Genomic DNA, 19,438 nt, shown 5'->3' with positions numbered 1-19,438 from the left:
GGGACGGCGGCCGGGCGGCAGCAGGCTACGTCCTGCGGGCGGCCAGGGACTGTGACTGATTTGAGGCCCGGGTGTGACGTGGGGTTGGCAGGGTGCGCGTGGTGGACAAGTTGAGCGGGTTCGGGTTCAGGTGCCGGGGCTTTCGCGCGTTGCGGGTGGTCGTCGGGGGGCTACTCGTGGGGGCCGCCGTGGTCGCCGGGCTTGTGCGGCCGGTGCCGGCCGGTGCCGCGGACGCGCCGGAGCTCGTTGTGCCCGCCGTGTTCTACGTGCCGCGTGACGCGGACCAGGGCTCCAGTGACTTGCGCGTGCAGGAGAAGTGGGCCGACGGCGATCTCGCGATCACGTTCGACGCGAGCGGCCTCAAGGGCGTCGCCTCCATCCGGACGGGCCTGGATGCCTGCCCCGTCCGCCTGCCCGTCTTTCACTGCTCTGGGCACGGGACGTCCAACCAGGCAGTGGTCATCCAGTCCTTCCACCTCAGCCCGGCGAAGGGCGCCACGGCGGGCGACTCGGGCGTGCTGCGCTACCGGGTGGCCGCGCCCGGCCGTGCGGCCGTCACCGGGCACACCGTCGTCATGGTCGGGAAGCCTGTGCTGGAGGCGAGCGCCCATGCGGACCGGGGTCAGGTGGATCCGGGTGGCCGCGTCGAGGTGTCGCTGACCGTGCACAACAGTGGCGATCTGCCTGCTCGTGGCGTGTCCTTCTTCATGAATCTGCGCCATGGTTTTGTCTTTGGCAGCAGGCATCGCAACTGCCTTTACAAGCGTGGTAGTTCGGCTTGGTGCCGGTTGCCTGCCGGTGACGTGACCATTCCTGCCGGCGGTTCCTACCACCTCAAGACGCCGGAGACAGTGCGGGCCGCCTCCGACGCCATGTACCCGCGCGTCTCCTTCGAGGTGGCCGCCCTCAGCGCCGACTACGTGCCGCCGGACGAGATCGCGCCGCAGTACCACCCCGGCGACGGGCCCGCGATCGGCCTCGTCCCCGGCGGCGGGCAGGACGCGGGCGCCGTGAAGCCGGCCGACGACGACCCGGCTGTGCTCGAAGTGCCCGTGCGCAGCCACAGCGACCTCGTCGCCCTCGCCGGGACCGTCAAGGGGCCCGTCGGCAGCCGTGCCGACGTGCGCGTCGGGGTGCGCAACAACGGGCCCGGTGACCTGCCCGCACCGGTCAAGGTCGAGTTCACGGTGCCCGACGGCACGACCGTCGTGGCCTCCCCGTACGACCCCTACGCCGACGAGGAGGTGTACGACCAGCGGTGCCGCGCCCTCGGCGCGAACGGCAGACCCCTCGCCGAGGCGTCGGTGGGGCAGCCGAGCGCGCGCCGGTACGTGTGCACGGCGCAGAAGGCCGGTGCGGCCGGCACCACGACGTCCTTTCCGTTCACCCTCCGTATCGACGACGACACGGTGCACACGGGTGGGCGCGTTCGGGTCACCGACGGTGATGCCAAGCACCCCAGCCGTGACACCTCGGCCGCCGATGACACCGCTCGGGTCGCCGTCTCGGTGTGGCCGGGTCCGTCCTGGGCGACGCCCGGCCTCTACGAGACGGTGGGCGTCCTCCTCGCGGTGCTCGGCCTCGCGGCGGGGATCCGCCCCTGGCGCCGGCGGCGGCGCGCACGCGTCAGGGCCGCCGCGGTTTCCACCCGGGTTCCACCCGTGGGTTGAAGGACTGCGGGCCGAATCGGCGAATAGTCGAGGCCATGAACACAACGGACTGGCTCGTCGACATCGCACTCCTCCTCATCGTCGTCCTGCAGCTGCGCGGGGAACGGCTCACACGGCGCACGATCCTCCTGCCGCTGGCGATCATCGGCTGGGTCGGCTACCACTACCTGCACGACATTCCCACCGCCGGGAACGACGTCGCGCTGATCGCGACCTTCACCGGCATCGGGATCGCGTTCGGCCTCGCCGGCGGCTTCCTCACCCGCGTCCGCGACATCGGCGGCCACATCCACATCAAGGCGACCTATGCCGCGGCGGCCCTGTGGGTGATCAGCATGGGCTTCCGCCTCGGTTTCGCCGTGTGGACCTCGCACCCGTCCGGCGCCCAGCACGTCGGCGACTTCTCCGTGGCGCACGACATCACCAGCTCCCAGGCGTGGGTCGCGGCCCTCCTCCTGATGGCGCTCAGCGAGGTCGTCGTCCGTATCGGCACGATCGTCACCCGGGGCCAGCTGGTCCTCGCACGCGGCAAGAACGCCGATGGTGACGCCGCCGCCGACGCGGCTCGGGTCGCGCCCCGCAACGGCAGCTACGTCTGAGCCGGGAGGCCGTCGGGCCCGGCGGATCCGGGCCCGGACGTGATTCAGTGGTGGACAGGACACACCGGCCGGTGCCCGACGACGGGCACCGGCCGCAGACAGGCAGGACGAGGCGGATGCTGACCAGGCACTGGGCAATCGGCTGGCGCAAGCGGCCCTTCGATCGCGCGCTCATCGGGGCATCGGTGATGGTGGCGTGCGGGGCCGTCTCCGTCATCGCGGCCTCGACCACGACCCTCCGCATCGTCACCGGTGTGCTGATGCTCGTCGCGGAGGCCGGCATGGTGGTGGCCCGCCGGGTCACGCCCGCCTACCTCGGTGCCGCGGCCGCGCTGGTCACCGTCGGTGCGGGACTCGCGATCACGTTGCTCGTGCCGAGCGGGCTCGGCTCCGTGCCGGTGCTCGCCGGGGCGTCCGCGCTGCCGATGTGCCTGCCCGCGGGGCCGGTGCGCAACGCCGGGATCGGGGTGGTCTCGGTCGTGTTCGGTGTCTCGATCGTGGTGGTGTCCGGCAGTCTGGCCGGGCTGCTGGCGGGCGTGGGCGCCTGGTTCATCGCGACCCGCATGGTCGAGCACGCGGCGCTGCAGGCCGAGCGCGACCGTGCCGTCTCGCTCCTCGCCGAGGTGGAGGCGTCACGCCAGGCACTCCAGGAAGCGGCGGCGACGGAGGAACGCACCAGGATCGCGCGGGAGATGCACGACGTGCTCGCGCACAGCCTGGCCGGCCTCTCCGTGCAGTTGCAGGCCATCCGCGCGACCGCCGCGGGCAAGGGCGCTCCCGACTGGCTGGCCGAACCGCTCGACCGCGCCGCAGGGCTCGCCCGCGATGGCGTCCAGGAGGCGCGCGCCGCGGTCGGCGCGCTGCGCACCGCCCACCCTCGCGGTGTGGACGACCTGCGCACCCTCGTCGAGGGCTTCCCCGGCGAGGCGCGGCTGCACGTCAGCGGGCGCCCTGGCCGCGTCGGGCCCGAGACGGGCCACGCCGTGTACCGTGCCGTGCAGGAGGCGATGACCAACGCGGCGCGCTACGCGACCGGGAGCGCCATCGATGTGCGTGTGGTGTGGGACGAGCGGGAGTTGCGGGTCGGTGTGCGGGACGAGGGGCTGCCGACGGGGCGCCGTCCCTCGGGTGTGAAGGGCAGCGGAACGGGTCTGCGCAGCATGACCGAGCGGGTGGAGGCCGTCGGCGGGTCCCTGACCGCGGGCCGCGCGCCGGGTGGCCCCGGCTGGCGGATCGACGTACGGGTCCCGGTGGGCAACGGGCAGGACATGGCGCACGGTTCGGGCTCGCCCCGGCCCGCGGGGCCGCAGGACGCGCCGCCTGCGGTCGGCGCCGAGGGGAGGGCACAGCGGTGACGATCCGGGTGCTGGTCGCCGACGACCAGGCAGTGGTACGCGACGGGCTCGTGATGCTCCTGTCGTCCGCCGACGACATCGAGGTGGTTGGCGAGGCCGGCGACGGGCGCACGGCCGTGCGCCTCGCGACGGACACCCGTCCCGATGTCGCCCTCGTCGACCTGCGGATGCCCGAACTCGACGGCTCCGGCGTCGCGGCCGAGATCGCGGCCTCCGGGCTGCGCGCCCGGGTGCTGATCCTCACCACGTACGCGGACGACGACGCGGTGCTCCCGGCGCTGCGCGCGGGCGCCGTCGGGTACCTGACGAAGGACGCGACGAGCGAGGCGCTGCTGGCAGCGGTGCGTGACGTGGCGGCCGGGCGTACGGTGCTCGACCCGGCGGTGCAGCAGCGGCTCGTCCAACTCGTCGTCGGGGAGCGGGAGTCCGGTGCCGCGCCCGGTGCCGCGGCTACCGCGTCAGCCGCGTCAGCCCCGTCTGCCGCGTCGCCGGCCGCTTCGGCCCAGGCACCGGCTCCGTCCGCGCCGGCGCCGTCCCCGTCCCCGTCATCGCCGGTGATTCCGGACGCGGCCGAGGGGCTCACCCGACGGGAGATCGACGTCGTGCGGCTCGTGGCGCAGGGCCTCAACAACCGTCAGGTGGCACGGGAGATGGTCGTCGGCGAGGCGACGGTCAAGACGCATCTCAACCACGTACTCGCCAAGTTGGTCATGGAGGACCGCGCCGCGCTCATCGCCTGGGCGTGGCGCCACGGGCTGGTCGACTGATCGCGCGGCCCTCCACGTCACTTCTTGGTGTGGACCGGTCCCACCTGGAGGTTCTGGACGGTGGGTCCGACGCACTCCTTCTCGTTCCAGGGGATGTCCGTCGACTCCTTCTGGTTCGGCGGGTAGACGCGCAGGGTCGGCACGGTGGTGAGGTCGCACTTCGCCGCCGAGTAGCCGCTCTGGCCGTTGACGGTGCGCACGTCGGCGTAGGCGTGGGAGTCGGGGATCAGCGTGACGATCGGAACCTTGGCCTCGGTGCGGGAGGCCGCCTTGCCGAGCTGGGTGTCGTGCCCCTTGACGAAGGAGACGCCCGGGTAGCCGGAGAGCGTGCAGGGCGACGAGCCGGTGTTCTGGAACATGAGCTGGAACGTGGTGTGCCCGGCGCCGCTGCTGCGGTTGGTCGCCGTGATCCTCAACTGGCTCGTCTTGCAGGCCGGCTCGGAACCGCCGGACGACGCCCCGCCCGAACCGCCGCCCCCCGGGGTCACCGAGGCCGTGGCGCCGGTGGAGGCGGCACCGCCCGTCGAGTCGCTGCCGGAGGTCGCGGTGGGCGTGGACTCGGGCGCCGAGGGCACGCCGCCGGGCACGGACGCACCGGCGGTCGTGGGCAGGGCGGACGAGGGGGAGGAGGACTGCGCGTCGCCGGATCCGCAGGCCGCGAGCGTGAGCCCCGCGGTGGCGGCCAGCAGGAGGGCCGGGATTCCGCGGCGGACAGCCTTGACGTGCATGGACTTCCTCTTCTCTGTGCTGCGGTGTTGCAGTGTTGCCAATACGCGTTACCCGCCCGGGACGGAACACACGTGGCACATGAACAATCGCCGCGGGACGGGTGAGGTCACGGCGCGGAGCCCGCCGGCACGGCACAGTCACGCGTTCGGCCGAGCGGCGCGGCGCGGGGCGCGGCGGCGTCGTGCTCATCGTACGCGCCGTGCGTCCGGCTGGACGGCGATGTCAGTGGCACCGGCGATACTCCGTGGAGTCGGGGTCACCGGGCTCCGGCACCACGGAGGAGGGCCCCATGGCCGAGGTACTGCTGTTCCACCATGCGCACGGGCTGACGCGGGGCGTCCACGCGTTCGCGGAGACGCTGGAGCGGGCGGGGCATACCGTCCACGTGCCCGACCTGTACGAGGGAAAGGTCTTCGACGACCTCGACGACGGCGTCGCCTACGTGCGGGAGACCGGGTTCGGCACGCTCCTCGAACGAGGGCGCGCGGCAGCCGACGGGCTGCCCGCCGGTCTCGTGTACGCGGGGTTCTCGGCCGGTGTGCTGCCGGCGCAGGCGCTGGCCCAGACCAGGGCGGGGGCGAAGGGCGCGCTGCTGTTCCACTCGTGCATCCCCGTCTCGGAGTTCGGCGAGGCGTGGCCGCCGTCGGTGCCGGTGCGGATCCACAGCATGGACAGCGACTCGTACTTCATGGACGAGGGCGACGTGGAGGCGGCCCGCGAGCTCGTCGCGTCGGCGCCCGACGCCGAGTTGTACCTCTACCCGGGCGACGAGCACCTGTTCGCGGACAGCAGCCTGCGGGCGTACGACGAGAAGGCCGCGGCGCTGCTGACGGAGCGCACGCTCGACTTCCTCGCCGCGCTCGGGTAGCGGCACGCGGGGGTCGGCGCCGCGCTCGGGTAGCGGGCCCGTCAGCCGGGCAGGTGGCGGGCCAGGTACGGGGCCGTGCGGCTGTCGCGGGCGCGTGCCACGTCCCGTGGCGGGCCCGCGGCGACCACGCGTCCGCCCGCGTCGCCCGCGCCCGGGCCCAGGTCGAGGACCCAGTCGGCGCCCGCCACCACCGCCATGTCGTGCTCCACGAGCACCACCGTGTTGCCCGCGTCGACCAGGCCGTGCAGCCGGCGCATCAGCAGCTCGGTGTCCGCGGGGTGCAGGCCTGTGGTGGGTTCGTCGAGCAGGTAGAGCGTGTGGCCCCTGCGCGCCCGCTGCAGCTCGGCGGCGAGCTTGATGCGCTGCGCCTCGCCGCCCGACAGCTCGGTGGCGGGCTGCCCCAGGTGCAGGTAGCCGAGGCCGACGTCCTGGAGGGTGCGCAGCCCGCGTGAGGCGGCGGGCACGTCGGCGAAGAAGTCCGCCGCCGCGTCCACGGACAGGTCGAGCACCTCGGCGATGGTCAGGCCCCGGTAGGTGATCTCCAGCGTCTCCGGGTTGTAGCGGGCGCCGTGGCACGTCGGGCAGGGCGCGTACGTGCCGGGCAGGAAGAGCAGTTCCACGGCGACGAAGCCCTCGCCCTGGCACGTCTCGCAGCGGCCCGACGCCACGTTGAACGAGAACCGGCCGCGCGTGTACCCCCGTGCCCGCGCCGCGTCGGTGGCGGCGAAGACGCCGCGTACCGCGTCGAACAGGCCCGTGTACGTGGCCAGGTTGGAGCGTGGGGTGCGGCCGATGGGCTTCTGGTCGACGCGCACGAGGCGGTCCGCGCCGTCGAGGCCCTCGACGGCGGTCACCATGGGGCCCGCCGTTGCGGTGCCGGGAGCTACCGCCGTCTCGTCGCTGTCGGCGTCATCGTCCCCGGTTCCGGCCCCGGCCCCGGCCTCGTCCCCGTCCGTGCCCGCCGTGTGCAGGTGGGCCGTCACCACGTCGGCGAGTACCTGGCCGACCAGCGTCGACTTGCCCGAGCCCGACACCCCGGTCACCGCGGTGAGGACGCCGAGCGGCACGTCCACGTCGAGGTCCCGCAGGTTGTGCCGGGTGACGCCGCGCAGCCGCAGCCGGCCGGACGGCGTGCGGGGCGTGCGGGGCGTGCGGGACGTGCGCTCAGCGCCGGTGTCCCGGCCCTCGCCGTCCGCCGGGAACAGGTACGGGCGGGTCGCCGAGTCCGCCACCTCCGCCAGGCCAGGCACCGGCCCGCTGTAGAGGACGTGACCGCCGTACCGTCCGGCCCCCGGGCCCACGTCGACGAGCCAGTCCGCGCGGCGCGCCACCTCCATGTCGTGCTCGACGACGAAGAGCGAGTTGCCCCCGGCCCGCAGCCCTTCGAGCACCGCGAGCAGCGGCTCGGTGTCCGCGGGGTGCAGCCCCGCCGACGGTTCGTCGAGGACGTAGACGACGCCGAAGAGGCCCGAGCGCAGCTGCGTCGCGAGCCGCAGCCGTTGCAGCTCGCCCGGCGAGAGGGTGGGGGTGGAGCGGTCCATGCTGAGGTAGCCGAGGCCGAGGCCGGTCAGGACGCCGATACGGGCGACGAGGTCGCGTGCGAGCGCGACCGCGACCTCCGTCGACTCACCCGAGCCGGACGAACCCACCGCCGTCGTCGGCTCGTCGAGTCCGGCGGTCGTCCGCAGCGCATCGGCGAGGTCGTCCAGCGGCATGCCGGTGTAGTGCGCGATGTCGTGCCCGGCGAAGGTGACGGCCAGCGCGTCCTGCCGCAGCCGCCTGCCGTGGCACACGGGGCAGGCGGCGCTCTCCAGGTGGCGCAGCATCCGCCGGCGTGTGGCCGCGCTCTTCGACTCGGAGAACGCGCGCATCACGTAGCGCTCGGCGCTCATGAACTTGCCTTGGTAGGGGCGCTGCACGCGGCCCGCCTCGCGCACCGGGTCGACGGTCACCACCGGCTGCTCGTCGCTGAAGAGGATCCAGTCGCGGTCCTTCTGCGGCAGCTCGCGCCACGGTCGGTCGATGTCGTACCCGAGGGCGGCCACGACGTCGCGCAGGTTCTTGCCCTGCCACGCGCCGGGCCAGGCGGCGATGGCGTGTTCACGGATGGTCAGGGACGGGTCGGGCACGAGGGACCGCTCGGTGACGCGGTGCACCACGCCGAGCCCGTGGCACTCCGGGCAGGCGCCGGTGGCGGTGTTCGGCGAGAAGGCGTCGGAGTCCAGGCGCTCCTTCGCGTCCCGCGGGTAGGTGCCCGCGCGCGAGAACAGCATCCGCAGCAGGTTCGACAGCGTCGTGACGGTGCCGACGGACGAGCGGGAGCCTGGCGTCGAGCGACGCTGCTGGAGCGCCACGGCGGGCGGCAGCCCCGTGATCTCGTCGACGCGCACGGCGCCGACCTGGTGGATCAGCCGGCGTGCGTACGGCGCGACCGACTCGAAGTACCGGCGCTGGGACTCCGCGTACAGCGTGCCGAAGGCGAGCGACGACTTGCCGGAGCCGGAGACGCCGGTGAACACGGTCAGCGCGCCGCGCGGGACGTCCACGTCCACGCCGCGCAGGTTGTGCTGGCGCGCGCCCCTGACCCGTACGAACGGGTCCTCGGGCGCGTGGCCGCCGACGGCACCTGTGTGGCCTGTGCGGCCCGGCTCCATGGCGCTCTCCCCGCGGTTGCTGCTGCGTCCCGTGCCGGCCGCCACTCGTATCTGTCCTGCTGCGGCGGCCGCGCGGCCATTGTCGCGCAGGTGCGGGGCCGCCACCTGCGGGGTAGCCGCCGTACGGAGGTGGCCGTACGGAGGCAGCGGCCGTACGGAGGCAGCGGCCGTGGCGGGGCACGGGCCGGGCAGTAGATCGTTTTATGGTGTTTTGATGTGGATTGCTCCCTGGTGGGTCCGGCTCGCTTCGTTGTCCGCCCCTGTGCTGCTGGTCTGCGGCTGGAGTATCGGCGAGCTGATGATGGACCCCGGCTACGACCCCGTCTCCCAGACCATCAGCATCCTGGCCTCGGACGGCGCGGGCGGGTACTGGGTGATGACGACGGCCGAGTTCGCGCTGGGCGTCTGCTATCTCGCCACGGCCGTCGGGCTGCGCGCCGCCGCGCTCGCCGGGCGGCTCGCCCTGGGGGCGGGCGGCCTGACGGCGCTGGCACTGATCGTGGTCCCCGCGCCGCCGAGCGGGGGTTCGCTACGGCACGGCCTGGTCGCCGCCGTGGGGTTCTCGCTGCTGGCGGTATGGCCGGTGCTCGCGGCGCGCGGCGGGCGTCCGCCGTGGGGCTTCCGGCTGCCGGTGACGGCCACGGTCAGCGTGGCTATGTGGGTATGCGCCGCGTGGTTCTGGTACGAGCTCAAGGACGGCGGCGCGGCGGGCGTGGCCGAGCGCGTCCTGACGTTCGCCCAGTCGCTCTGGCCGCTGCTGGCCGTCGCCTCGTGCCCGCGCCGCCCCGCGCTGAGCGCGCAGCCGGCGCACGGCGTCACGCGCGCGCCCTGAGGCGCCTCATGTTTTCCCCCGGCGCTCCCGACTTCCCCCGCCGCTCCCGTCAGGACGCCGCCCGGGCGTCGGCGGCGGGCCGCAGCACCTGCCCGCACCAGGCGCGGAAGTCCGTCGGCGCGAGCGTGGCGGTCTTCCAGTCGGCGTCGTAGATGCCGTCGTCCTGCGCGGCGAACATCTCGGTCATGTCCTTGACGGTCTGCTCGCCCGCGCCGCGGGAGCGGAGCAGCGACGCGAAGTCATCCATGCTCATGCGGCGGTAGGCGACCGGGCGCCCGAGCTCCCGACCGATCGCCTCGGCCATGGCGTCGGGCGTCAGCCGGTCGGGGCCGAACAGCGGGAGGTTCTCCTGCCCCGTCCAGGACCGGTCGGTGAGAAGGTCCGCGGCGGCCCCCGCGATGTCGCGCGTCGCGATCGTCGCGAGCGGCTGGTCCGGGGCGCACGTCAGGTAGAAGGCGCCCTGCTCGGTGATCGCGTCGAGCTGGCCGAGCAGGTTCTCCATGTAGAAGGGCATGGACAGGGCCCGGTACGCGGCGCCGGACGCGGCCAGTTCGGCGTCCATGGCGAAGGCCGCCGTCAGGACGCCGGCCGGCTTCGTCCAGCCGTGCCCCGCGCTGGAGACCCCGACGACGTGCCCGACGCCGTGACGGGCGACGGCGGCGGCGCCCGCCCGGGCGAAGCCGGCGTAGTGCGCCTCGGCGCTGGGCGCCGCCGGGTTCGGCGGGACGAGCCAGAACAGCGCGTCGGCGCCGGGCAGCGCCTTGTCGAGCACGGCCGGGTCGTCGTGGGCCCCCTCGACGACCGCGACCCGCTCGCGCACCGCGCCGTCCAGACGCGAGGCGTCGCGGACGACGACACGGACGTCCTCGCCCCGGTCGAGCAGCAGACGGACCAGCGCGCCGCCGATCTGTCCTGTGGGTGTGGTGACGACGATCATCGGATCTCCTCCAACGAGAGGCTCAACATGAACCTGAACTCCGGTTCCGAATGTACCCACGCCCTCGGCCCACCGTCAACTACGATTGACCGACCATGGCTGCTCCCGAACGCCCGCTGCGCGCCGACGCCCGGCGCAACCGCGAGTCCGTGCTCGACGCCGCAGGCGAGCTGTTCGCCCAGCGGGGCGACGCCGTGCAGATGGACGAGATCGCCGAGCGCGCCGGCCTCGGCGTCGGCACGCTTTACCGCCACTTCGCCGACAAGCGCGCGCTGCTCGCGGCGATCATCGGCCGCAGATTCGAGGCGATGACGGCCCTCGCGCGCGCGGCCGACGAGGCCGAGGAGCCCTGGGCAGCGTTCGAGACGCTGCTGTACGGCTACCTGGAGGCCGCCCAGGCCGACGCGGCGTTCCGCTTCGCGATCCTCGGCCCCGAGGAGCCCAGCTGGCACGACATCGCCGCGGAGAAGGCGGACTTCTCGGCGATCACGGACCGCATCGTGCGCCGCGCCGTCGCGGCGGGCCGCCTGCGCGAGGACTTCCGCGCGGAGGACTTCGTCCTCGTCACCCGAGGCGCGATGGCGAACATGACGGCCGACGACGCCTGGCGCAGGCACGTCGCGCTCGTACTCGACGGCATCCGCGGCCCCTGCCACTGACCCCGTCTCGCCCACCGTGCTTTGGGAACCTGGCGGCAGCCAGGCGTGGCCAGGACACACGTGCACATTCGTTTCGTGTCCGCTCGGAGGGGTCTCCGGCCGCGCCGTGGGTGGCGCGTGCCGGAACGCGGAGCCCCCGTCACGCCGGCGATCTGCGCACCGCGTCGATCAGCGCCTCCGCGCGGACGTCATCGGAGCCGCTGACAATGTGATTCATCACGTAGCCGAACGCGATCCCGTGGCCCGGATCGGCGAAGGCGAGGGAGCCGCCCCGGCCGTTGTGACCGAAGGCGCTCGGCCCGGTCATGGGGTTGTCCTCGGTGGGCAGCTGGTAGCCGGAGCCGAACCGGCTCGGTGCCATCAGCACCTGGTCCATCCCGGCCGACTGCTCCGTGGCCGCCGACGCGGCGGTCTCCGCGGTGAGCAGGCGGACGCCTTCCACCTCGCCGATCAGCGCCGCGTACATGCGCGCCAGGGCGCGCGCGGTACCGATGCCGTTGGAGGACGGCATTTCCGCGGCCTGGACCTCGGGTGAGTCGAAGTCGATCGCGGCCGGGCGGGTGACCGCGAACGCCCTGTTGCTGAACGAATGCGGGTCGCTCCAGGCGGCGACCTGCTCCCGGAGTTCTTCGGGGACCGACTCGGGAGGCAGAGTGGTCAGATCGACGTCCGGCTTCCGGTACACCATGCGGCTGACCCGGTGGCGTTCGTCCGGCGGCAGGCCGATGAAGAAGTCCAGGCCGAGGGGAGCGGCGATCTCGTCGGAGAAGAAACGGCCCGGCGTGCGGCCGGACACGCGGCGGATCACCTCGCCGACCAGCCAGCCCCAGGTTCGGCCGTGGTATCCGTGTGCGGTGCCGGGAGTCCATACGGGACGCTGCGCGGCCAGCGCGGCTGCCATCGGGTGCCAGGACAACGCTTCGGTGAGCGGGATCGGTTGGTCGAGTGTGACAAGGCCGGCTCGGTGGGAGAGGAGCCAGCGGACCGGGATGTCCGCCTTGCCTCCAGCGGCGAATTCCGGCCAGTACTCGGCCACCGGTGCGTCCAGGTCCAGCAGGCCGCGCTGGGCCAGCATGTGCGCGGCCGTAGCCGTCGCCCCCTTGGTCGCCGAGTAGACGAGCTGGAGAGTGTCCCGCTCCCACGGGCGACCGGTGTCGCGGTCGGCGGTCCCGCCCCACAGGTCCACCACCGGCCGGCCGTCCCGGTACACGCATACCGCGGCGCCGATGTCCCCGTGGCGGACGAAGTTCTCCGCAAACGCCTCGCGCACGGGTTCGAACCCGGCCGCGACTCCACCGCCCATCGCCGTCATGCCGCTCATCGTGGCACTCTGGCCGCCCGCTTCTGGAGGCGGGCTGACTCCCGCCCCACAAGCTGTGCGAGTCAGGACGCGTTGGGCAGGGCCTGAAGCCGCTCGCGGAATTCGCGGACAGCCGGAACGGACCTCTGCGGTTCGAGTCGCTCGGAGAACTCCTTCAGCCGATCCAGCGCCCGCACGGAGCTGACCTTGTTTTCGAGGAGTGCGGCGCCGTGGTTCGCGGCGTCGAGCGCCCCGTCCAGGTCGTGGCCGTCGAGCCGGGCCTCGGCCAGGCGGCTGGTTCGTACGGCCATGTCCCGGGGTGCGGCCTTCTGTACGGAGATCTCCAACAGGGCCGTCGCACGACCCACTTGCCCCGACCGCAGCAGCACCTTGCCCTCGGTCGACCTCAGTTGGGCCTCGCCGAACCAGTCGAGCCATTCGGGGTCTTCCCCATCCGCGTGGTGCTCCCAGAAGGAAGTGGCGCGGTTGAGCGCCGTACCGGCTCGCTGGTGATCCCCGTCGCGGGACAGCGCTTCGGCCTTGTGCAGGTAGAGGAAGGACTGAGTGTAGGGCGACAGCTTACGAGGCGCGTTGTCGATGGCGGTCGAGATGAGGTCGACCCGTTCGGCGGTCCGCCCGGCTTCGGACACGTGGACGCCCATCTCCGCCAGGACGAAGGCGCCGAACGCGTCGTCGCCCGCGGTACGGGCGCTGCGCAGAGCCCCCACGTAGTACCGCTGCCCCGCGGACCGCAACCCGGAGTCATAAGCCATCCAGCCGGTCAGATGCGACACCTGCGCGGCCAGCCCGTACAGGCGAAGGCAGATCTCCTCCGTGTACCGGCCGGCGTTCAGGAGGCTGCTGATCAGCGCGAGGTCTCCGCGCGCCTGTTCCAAGAGCCGAGCCCCGCCGAGCTGGTCGTCGAGTGTACGAAGGGTGGTGATGCGCTGCTCGATCGTGGAGACCATCGTGTCGGTGACACGATCTCCGCCGAGCGCCGAGGCGAAGGCGGGAGGGGCCTCGGCCCAGCTCGCCGCTAGTCCTGTCAGGGCGGCGCCGGTGATGGTGAGGAACCCTCGGCGATCCAGGCGGCCGCTTCCCACCAGGTCATCGAGCGCTTCGACGGTGCCTGCCTCGTTCCAGGGAGCCGTCAGCCCGGTCACCTCCCAGACAGGCAGCCAGCGTGGCCACCCTTCGGCCCGGGCCTGCACGGACGGTATGCGCAGCAAGTCGGCGAGCACGCACTGGGCGTCAGCGTCAGGCTCCTGCCCCTGCTCCCATTTCCACACAGTGGTGCGGTTGGTCGCGAGCGGGATGCCCAGCACCTTCCCGTGGGACTGCATGAGGCGGGCGAACTCCGCTTTGCCCCATCCGCGCGACTGGCGGACGAAAGTCAGCGGATGGACTGCCAACGGCTCACCGGCCACGCCATCACTCCCGTCGTCCCTCACGGTATTGCTCAGACGCTACTTGCTCTGCGCGTGCGAGGAAGGAAGGACTTCCCCAAGAGGAACCCCCTGGAAACGTTCCGGGCTTGGCGGCCCGGACGTTGACTGACTACCAGTCGTCAGCCCCTCGGAGGCGTCCGCCATGCCCGACCTCGTCACTCGATTCGCTCTTGCGGGCACCAAGGAAGTGGTGTCTCCCGCCCGGCGCACGGTCGTGGAAACGGTACAGGCGTGGGTTGTTCGCCTGGACCACGAGACGGCCGACGCGATTCGTCTTGTGGTATCCGAGCTCGTCACCAACGCCGTGGTCCATGGGAAGGGACCCCTCACCATGGAGCTGTGCCACCGGCCGGGCCGCGTGTTCATCGGCGTGCTCGACAGCAACCCTGATGTGCCTGAGCCGGGTTGCCCGGATTCCGAGGCGGAGAGCGGACGTGGTCTCGGCCTGGTCGGCTTCCTCGCCATGCGGTCGGGGTGGGAACCCGTGGGGCACGGCAAGCGCGTATGGGCAGAAATCGCCCTCCCCCAGCCGGCTCCCGCCCCGCCGGACGTCACGAACCTCCGCGATCACGGACTTCCCGCCGGAACCCCGGCCGGGAGAACCGAAAAGGAAGGAGCACGAGGTGGTGCAGAGCACGACGACAACGCCGCCGGCCCCGAGTGGCCTCCTGGTGGCGGTGGAGGAACTGACCGCCGTCCACGACCGGTACGACAGCCTCCGGTCCGACAACCAGGGGAGTTCTGGCGACTCACCCTGGCCGGGCGGTGACGGAAACCTGACCGACATCGAATAGCACCAGGGCGGCGGGGGCCGCCGCCGACTGCAGCGTCGGACCCCGCCGTGTACGCGTCATACGGCCCAACCCATCCCGATCAAGGAGGAATGATGGAACACCAGCTGGTCGGCGCGATCGAGAAGGCGCTGGGGTGGACCGGGGCGGAGAAGCTGGGTAAGGGCTTCGTGCGCGGAAGCCTGGAAGATCCCGAGCTCGCGCCCCGCATCCTGACCCCGAACCGCCTGCTCGACATCGCGATGCGCCGGAGCCTGAACCGCCCGCAGTTCCGGTGCTTCCAGGAGGGCGAGGAGGTCCACCCGGCCGTCTACTGCACCGACAACGTCAGCCCGCGGGGGCAGAGCATCCCCATGGTCGACATGCGCAGTCTCGGCAGGCTGCTTGAGAAGGGGGCGACGCTCATCCTCGACCAGCTGAACGTCTTCGACGCGACGATGGAGGTCGCCTGCCGCGCGCTCCAGTGGTGGTCGCACGAGCGGGTGCAGGTCAACGCGTACCTGACGACGAACGACGCGGAAGGCTTCCCATTGCACTGGGACGACCACGATGTGGTGATCGTCCAGCTCGCCGGCGAGAAGGAGTGGGAGGTACGCGCCACCTCCCGCACGGCGCCCATGTACCGGGACGCCGACCCCAACACCACCCCGGCCGATGAGATCGTCTGGTCCGGCGTGATGAAGACCGGCGACGTCATGCACATCCCTCGCGGTCACTGGCACCAGGCGACCCGGACAAGCAGCGGCACCGGCCGGAGCCTTCACGTGACATTCGGCATCACCAAGCGCACAGGTGCGAGCTGGCTGGCGTGGCTGGCCGACTGGTGCCGTGAGGAGGAGATCTTCCGCCACGACCTGGACCGGCGGGACGGGAGCGGCAGTGAGGCCCTGACCGCAGCCGCTGCGCGACTGATCGGAGAACGCTCCCCGGCCGATTTCCTGGCCGCGCACGAGCAGGCGTCGACGCTGCCCAGGCACGTGCCGTACCTCGGCATCCTCGGGTCACTCGACGCCGTGGTGTGCATCGCCCACTTCCCGCCCCGGCTGCGGGAGAACGGCGAGACCGCACACGTCGTGTCCTCCGGCAAGAAGCTCACCTTCGACGCCAAGGCCGTGCCCGCGCTGCGGCTGCTGCTCAGTGGCCGGCCCGTTCCTCTGGAGCGGGCGGTCGCCGTCGTCGGAACCGAAGCCGCGGAGGTGGCCGAGATCCTGCTGAAGGAGGAGATATGCGCGACGCTGACCCCCGAGTTGTCCTCGGGCTACACCGATCTCGTCACGAGCGCCGTCTCCTGACCGCCGCGCTGGACCACGGCGTCACAGCGATCGACACCAGTACCAACTACCTCGCCTTCCGTTCCCACGAGGTCCTTGCTCGTACCGCTGGTGATCTGCTGCCGAAGTTCACGCTGTCCACGAAGGTGGGCTATTTCTCGGGAGCCGGCGGTGCCGAGCACTCGCTTGCCCCTGGACGGCTGCGCGACGCTGTGGAGCGCGCTGTGCGGAGTTGGGAAGGGAACCGGACCTGGTGTTCCTGCACAATCCCGAGCACTCTCTGCCGACGGGCTCCGCACGCTCCCGGGAGGCTCTGGCCCAGGCATGTGCGGTCCTCGGCCACGCGGTGGAGAAGGGCACATGCGGGGCTTGGGGCATCGCGACCTGGAACCCGGTTCCGCTGCTGCCCCTGGTCGAGACGACGGCGCCGAGACCGTCCGTACTCATGGTGCGCGCCGGCCTGCTGGTTGGCTCCCGCACGCTCGACGCCGCCGAGGCCCTGGCGACGGCGTGGGGCATGGACACGGGATCAGTGCGGGGGATGAGTCCCTTTGGCGGCAGCGCCAGAGCACGCGTATGGGATCGGATCGATCCCCGGGTCTTCCTCCGCAACGGGGACGGGTTCTCCCGCACGCAGGCCGCCTTCCGCGTCGCCTACCGGCTGCCGCACGTCGACAGCATGGCCGTCGGTACGGACGAACCCGCGCACCTGAGGGAGCTGCTCGGCGCTCTGGCCGCGGAACCCGATGAACAGGCAGTCGGCGAGTATCGAAGCCGCCTCCGGGACCGTCCCAGCAGTCAGCCGACCCGAAGCTCCTGAACGATCTCTTCGGCCATCCGACGCGCAGGACCCCGTCGCGGATCTTGCGGATGCGCGTCCGGCCCGAGGATCTTCGAGCACGCGAAGAGTGTCATCAGCTTGCCGTCCCGGCCGGCGAAGTCAGCGCGCCGCTCCCGCCGTACGCGATCGGCCAGAGCCGGGACTGCGAGCGAACACGCCCACAGCGATGCGGAATCAAGCCCGCGCGGCGCGTTGCCCCAGTCCTCCCAGTCGAAGAGGCAGAACACCGGCGCGGTCATGTTGGCCCAATTCAGGTCCGCGTGAGCCGGCACCCACTGCTCAACGGTGGTGTCGAGGTCTCCAGGCCAGACACTGCGAATGGACCGGGTGACAAGGGATTGTGTGATGGTCTCGGTGTCCGGCGTGGCGACGCGGTTCGTGCCATGGGCCGCGAGCGCGTCCAGGGAGGCGTTGAACCGCCACCACCAGTCGTCGGACAGCTCCGGGGCCTCGCTCAGTACGGCGGTGCCGATCGGCTCAGCAGGCAGCAACCCGGTCTCGTCGGCCCGCCACATCACGGAGTCCTCGGCGTCGTGCCAGACGACACATCCTCGCCATGAGGGCTGTGCGACGTCCGTGACGCGAGCGGCCTGCTCGGTGCCGTTCCAACCCTGATCGCCGATCTTGCCGATCTGCCGCCGTTCGATCCGAACCCAGGTGTCGCGGTCCGTCCGCGCCCCCACGGATCGGCGCTTGCGCACCACGGTATTCGGGTCCAGGCACGTCTGCAGCGACCGCTCAACGAACGCAAGTACCTCATCGACCGGCTCGACTCGCAGATCGACCGCACCGCCCGTGGGGACCGAGAGAGACATGGGGGCGACGGTAGCAGCGGGAGAGGCGCCGGGATGAGCAGCGCTCTGGCCGCGGCCCCGTGGGGGCACAGCTCTAGGCCGGGCGGCGCGCCGCGCGGATCGGGGCGCCCGCCCGGTGCAGGCTCGTCAGCGTCTGGGCGTACGAGGCGATCAGGCCGGTCCTCAGGTACGGCACGCCAAGCTCCTCGCAGTAGCGCCGGACGATCGGCTGCGCCCTGCGCAGGTTGGGGGACGGCATGCTCGGGAAGAGGTGGTGCTCGATCTGGTGGTTGAGGCCGCCGAGCACCACGTCCGTGAAGACTCCGCCGCTGACGTTGCGCGACGTGAGCACCTGGCGCCTCAGGAAGTCGGGGCGCTCCTTGCCGCTCAGCATGGGCATGCCCTTGTGGTTGGGCGCGAAGATCGAGCCGAGGTACACGCCGAACAGGCACTGGTGCACGAAGAGGAAGGCGACCGCCTTGCCGGGCGGCAGCACGGCGAACAGTGCCGTGAGGTAGAGCACGAAGTGGGCGATGAGCAGCGTTCCCTCGATCTTCCGCTGCTTCTGCGCGCGGTCCGCGAGCGCGCGCACCCCGGCCACGTGCAGGTTGAAGCCCTCCAGCAGGAGCAGCGGGAAGAACAGGTACGCCTGCGACCTGCCGATCAGGCGTGGCAGCCCGGTGGCGCGCTCCGCCTGCCCCCTGCTCCACACCAGGATGTCGGGGGCGACGTCCGGGTCGAGTTCCTCGTGGTTGGGGTTGGCGTGGTGGCGGGAGTGCTTGTCCTGCCACCAGCCGTACCCCATGCCGATGCCGAGGTTCCCGATGATGCGGCCGGTCAGCACGCTCGCCCTGGCCAGCCGGAACACCTGCCGGTGCGCGACGTCGTGGGCGAGCAGCGCGACCTGGCCGAAGACGACGGCGAGGAGGGCCGCCACCGCCAGGGTCCACCAGCTGTCGCCCACCACGGTGAAGCCGACCCAGGTGGCCGCGTACACGAGGACCACCACTGCGATGCGCATCCCGTAGTAGACGGGCCTGCGGCGCATGAGCCCGGCGTCCTTGATCCGGGCGGAAAGGCGCGCGAAGTCGCTGCCGCCCTCCGGCCGCTGCGGACGGCCTCCCGGCCGCGCGGAGGCGCCCGCGGACCGGCCGGGGGCGGTGTGCGTGTCGGTGGCCGCCACGGCGGCGGACGACGGTTGCGAATTCATTGCGTGATCCCTCCCGGGCGGGTCCGCCCGTGGGGTGGCTCTGGAGTCGGCATGGGCGCGGCCGCGGGGCTCCGGGCGGCGAGTCGTGCGCGTCTGAGCTGACGGGACGACCGTAGACGTCTCCCCCGGGTACCCATCGCCGTCTCGGTCAGGCCAGGAAATCACCCGGGGGCGTCGGCTCGGGCGCGGGCGCCGCGGGGGCCGGCGCGCAGGTGAAGCCCAGGCGGACGAGCGCCCTGCGCACCTCCTCGCCGGTGAAGTCCCTGCGGTCCTGCTTCGTGATGAGTGCTCCCACCTGCTTGACCGGGTAGAGCTTCCTGCCGATCTGCGCGCACATCCCGGTGGCGGGCTCCGGCTTGGCGCCCTTGACCATCTGCTCCACTTCGCTCTTGGTCAGGTCGAAGGGGAATCGGGCGATCACACAACGCATGGGGTCCTCACCAAAGGGTCGATGGCGTTCGAAAGGGCGTCGGGCCGCCGTGGCGGCCGTTCGTACGGGCCGTGCGGTCAGCCGCGTTCCGTGCGGCGCCGGCGGCGGTCCGGGGCGCCTGTGGTGTCCTTCGCCTGCCCGTCCGCCGGGCGGTGCGCCGCGCGGCGCGAGCGCGGGTTCGGAGGAGCTCGCGCTCGAGCTCTGGCTGCCGTAGTTTCTGGATTGCGGTCTTCTGTCTGAAAAAGGGGGGGGGGGGGGGGGGGGGGGGGGGGGGGGGGGGGGG

Annotated in this window: 17 protein-coding genes and 2 pseudogenes; 11 read left to right on the top strand and 8 right to left on the bottom strand. The window is 72.1% G+C overall.

The genetic code is table 11. The features are described 5' to 3' along the window. Window positions 1-101 precede the first annotated feature (101 nt). The 4 genes from JFN87_RS00095 to JFN87_RS00080 all read left to right on the top strand — a co-directional run bounded on the left by JFN87_RS00095 (window position 102) and on the right by JFN87_RS00080 (window position 4,391). Window positions 102-1,670 carry a hypothetical protein gene (locus JFN87_RS00095; protein ID WP_209337691.1) on the top strand — a complete coding sequence of 523 codons (1,569 nt, stop codon included), beginning with the start codon at window positions 102-104 and terminating at the stop codon, window positions 1,668-1,670. Between the two features lie 35 nt (window positions 1,671-1,705). Further along, window positions 1,706-2,269, top strand: a complete 564-nt coding sequence (locus JFN87_RS00090; RefSeq protein ID WP_245178498.1) for a hypothetical protein — start codon at window positions 1,706-1,708, stop codon at window positions 2,267-2,269. A 116-nt stretch (window positions 2,270-2,385) separates the two neighbouring features. Further along, window positions 2,386-3,624 (top strand): sensor histidine kinase, encoded by a 1,239-nt coding sequence (locus tag JFN87_RS00085; RefSeq protein WP_209337690.1) that lies wholly within the window; start codon window positions 2,386-2,388, stop codon window positions 3,622-3,624. Continuing rightward, a complete protein-coding gene (locus tag JFN87_RS00080) occupies window positions 3,621-4,391 on the top strand; it encodes a response regulator (protein WP_209337689.1) in 771 nt (256 codons plus the stop codon). Before JFN87_RS00085 ends, JFN87_RS00080 begins: the two co-directional genes overlap by 4 nt. A 17-nt stretch (window positions 4,392-4,408) precedes the next feature. On the opposite strand, the gene JFN87_RS00075 is transcribed toward JFN87_RS00080, so the two are convergent. Further along, on the bottom strand, window positions 4,409-5,119 hold the full coding sequence (locus JFN87_RS00075) for a DUF4232 domain-containing protein (RefSeq protein ID WP_209337688.1): 711 nt from the start codon (window positions 5,117-5,119) through the stop codon (window positions 4,409-4,411). A gap of 290 nt (window positions 5,120-5,409) precedes the next feature. Between JFN87_RS00075 and JFN87_RS00070 the strand changes: the two genes are divergently transcribed. Continuing rightward, window positions 5,410-5,988 (top strand): dienelactone hydrolase family protein, encoded by a 579-nt coding sequence (locus JFN87_RS00070; RefSeq protein WP_209337687.1) that lies wholly within the window; start codon window positions 5,410-5,412, stop codon window positions 5,986-5,988. 41 nt (window positions 5,989-6,029) lie between these two features. Here the strand turns inward: JFN87_RS00070 and JFN87_RS00065 are convergent, their stop codons facing one another. Next, a complete protein-coding gene (locus JFN87_RS00065; protein ID WP_209337801.1) occupies window positions 6,030-8,642 on the bottom strand; it encodes an excinuclease ABC subunit UvrA in 2,613 nt (870 codons plus the stop codon). A 214-nt stretch (window positions 8,643-8,856) separates the two neighbouring features. Between JFN87_RS00065 and JFN87_RS00060 the strand changes: the two genes are divergently transcribed. Next, entirely contained in the window at window positions 8,857-9,474 is a 618-nt protein-coding gene (locus JFN87_RS00060) for a DUF998 domain-containing protein (RefSeq protein WP_209337686.1), read from the top strand. Between the two features lie 49 nt (window positions 9,475-9,523). On the opposite strand, the gene JFN87_RS00055 is transcribed toward JFN87_RS00060, so the two are convergent. Continuing rightward, window positions 9,524-10,411, bottom strand: coding sequence for an NmrA family NAD(P)-binding protein (locus JFN87_RS00055; protein WP_209337685.1), 888 nt, complete (start codon window positions 10,409-10,411; stop codon window positions 9,524-9,526). A 95-nt stretch (window positions 10,412-10,506) separates the two neighbouring features. Between JFN87_RS00055 and JFN87_RS00050 the strand changes: the two genes are divergently transcribed. Then, complete coding sequence (locus JFN87_RS00050) at window positions 10,507-11,070, top strand: TetR/AcrR family transcriptional regulator (RefSeq protein ID WP_209337684.1); 564 nt, start codon at window positions 10,507-10,509, stop codon at window positions 11,068-11,070. A 139-nt stretch (window positions 11,071-11,209) separates the two neighbouring features. On the opposite strand, the gene JFN87_RS00045 is transcribed toward JFN87_RS00050, so the two are convergent. Together JFN87_RS00045 and JFN87_RS00040 are read right to left on the bottom strand one after the other, a co-directional pair. Continuing rightward, window positions 11,210-12,391 carry a serine hydrolase domain-containing protein gene (locus JFN87_RS00045; protein ID WP_372449157.1) on the bottom strand — a complete coding sequence of 394 codons (1,182 nt, stop codon included), beginning with the start codon at window positions 12,389-12,391 and terminating at the stop codon, window positions 11,210-11,212. Window positions 12,392-12,453: 62 nt separating this feature from the next. Further along, window positions 12,454-13,797 carry an NsdA family TPR-like regulatory protein gene (locus JFN87_RS00040; protein WP_209337683.1) on the bottom strand — a complete coding sequence of 448 codons (1,344 nt, stop codon included), beginning with the start codon at window positions 13,795-13,797 and terminating at the stop codon, window positions 12,454-12,456. A 163-nt stretch (window positions 13,798-13,960) separates the two neighbouring features. Between JFN87_RS00040 and JFN87_RS00035 the strand changes: the two are divergent. From JFN87_RS00035 to JFN87_RS00020, 4 genes and pseudogenes are all read left to right on the top strand, one after another. Further along, window positions 13,961-14,311: pseudogene (locus JFN87_RS00035) on the top strand (ATP-binding protein); the annotation flags it as partial. Between the two features lie 130 nt (window positions 14,312-14,441). After that, a complete protein-coding gene (locus tag JFN87_RS00030) occupies window positions 14,442-14,612 on the top strand; it encodes a hypothetical protein (RefSeq protein WP_209337682.1) in 171 nt (56 codons plus the stop codon). 92 nt (window positions 14,613-14,704) lie between these two features. Beyond that, window positions 14,705-15,901 carry a JmjC domain-containing protein gene (locus tag JFN87_RS00025; protein WP_209337681.1) on the top strand — a complete coding sequence of 399 codons (1,197 nt, stop codon included), beginning with the start codon at window positions 14,705-14,707 and terminating at the stop codon, window positions 15,899-15,901. Beyond that, window positions 15,835-16,700: pseudogene (locus JFN87_RS00020) on the top strand (aldo/keto reductase). Before JFN87_RS00025 ends, JFN87_RS00020 begins: the two are co-directional and overlap by 67 nt. Here JFN87_RS00020 and JFN87_RS00015 read toward each other — a convergent pair. The 3 genes from JFN87_RS00015 to JFN87_RS00005 form a co-directional block, all read right to left on the bottom strand. Then, window positions 16,679-17,536: a hypothetical protein gene (locus JFN87_RS00015; RefSeq protein WP_209337680.1), complete on the bottom strand. Its 858-nt coding sequence runs from the start codon at window positions 17,534-17,536 to the stop codon at window positions 16,679-16,681. The pseudogene JFN87_RS00020 and the gene JFN87_RS00015 sit on opposite strands and share 22 nt — an antisense overlap. A 73-nt stretch (window positions 17,537-17,609) precedes the next feature. Then, window positions 17,610-18,725, bottom strand: coding sequence for a fatty acid desaturase family protein (locus tag JFN87_RS00010; RefSeq protein ID WP_209337679.1), 1,116 nt, complete (start codon window positions 18,723-18,725; stop codon window positions 17,610-17,612). Between the two features lie 148 nt (window positions 18,726-18,873). Beyond that, window positions 18,874-19,155: an SCO5918 family protein gene (locus JFN87_RS00005; protein WP_209337678.1), complete on the bottom strand. Its 282-nt coding sequence runs from the start codon at window positions 19,153-19,155 to the stop codon at window positions 18,874-18,876. Between the last annotated feature and the right edge of the window lie 283 nt (window positions 19,156-19,438).

It is taken from the genome of Streptomyces montanisoli (genome assembly GCF_017813245.1).
Classification (GTDB): Bacteria; Actinomycetota; Actinomycetes; order Streptomycetales; family Streptomycetaceae; genus Streptomyces; species Streptomyces montanisoli.
This window is presented reverse-complemented; position numbering and strand designations above follow the sequence as displayed.

Coding starts and splice junctions, on each gene's coding strand:
- JFN87_RS00090 (WP_245178498.1), top strand. CDS start 1,706: ATGAACACAACGGACTGGCTCGTCGACATCGCACTCCTCCTCATCGTC.
- JFN87_RS00085 (WP_209337690.1), top strand. CDS start 2,386: ATGCTGACCAGGCACTGGGCAATCGGCTGGCGCAAGCGGCCCTTCGAT.
- JFN87_RS00075 (WP_209337688.1), bottom strand. CDS start 5,119: ATGCACGTCAAGGCTGTCCGCCGCGGAATCCCGGCCCTCCTGCTGGCC.
- JFN87_RS00070 (WP_209337687.1), top strand. CDS start 5,410: ATGGCCGAGGTACTGCTGTTCCACCATGCGCACGGGCTGACGCGGGGC.
- JFN87_RS00065 (WP_209337801.1), bottom strand. CDS start 8,642: ATGGAGCCGGGCCGCACAGGCCACACAGGTGCCGTCGGCGGCCACGCG.
- JFN87_RS00060 (WP_209337686.1), top strand. CDS start 8,857: ATGTGGATTGCTCCCTGGTGGGTCCGGCTCGCTTCGTTGTCCGCCCCT.
- JFN87_RS00055 (WP_209337685.1), bottom strand. CDS start 10,411: ATGATCGTCGTCACCACACCCACAGGACAGATCGGCGGCGCGCTGGTC.
- JFN87_RS00050 (WP_209337684.1), top strand. CDS start 10,507: ATGGCTGCTCCCGAACGCCCGCTGCGCGCCGACGCCCGGCGCAACCGC.
- JFN87_RS00045 (WP_372449157.1), bottom strand. CDS start 12,391: ATGAGCGGCATGACGGCGATGGGCGGTGGAGTCGCGGCCGGGTTCGAA.
- JFN87_RS00025 (WP_209337681.1), top strand. CDS start 14,705: ATGGAACACCAGCTGGTCGGCGCGATCGAGAAGGCGCTGGGGTGGACC.
- JFN87_RS00015 (WP_209337680.1), bottom strand. CDS start 17,536: ATGTCTCTCTCGGTCCCCACGGGCGGTGCGGTCGATCTGCGAGTCGAG.
- JFN87_RS00010 (WP_209337679.1), bottom strand. CDS start 18,725: ATGAATTCGCAACCGTCGTCCGCCGCCGTGGCGGCCACCGACACGCAC.
- JFN87_RS00005 (WP_209337678.1), bottom strand. CDS start 19,155: ATGCGTTGTGTGATCGCCCGATTCCCCTTCGACCTGACCAAGAGCGAA.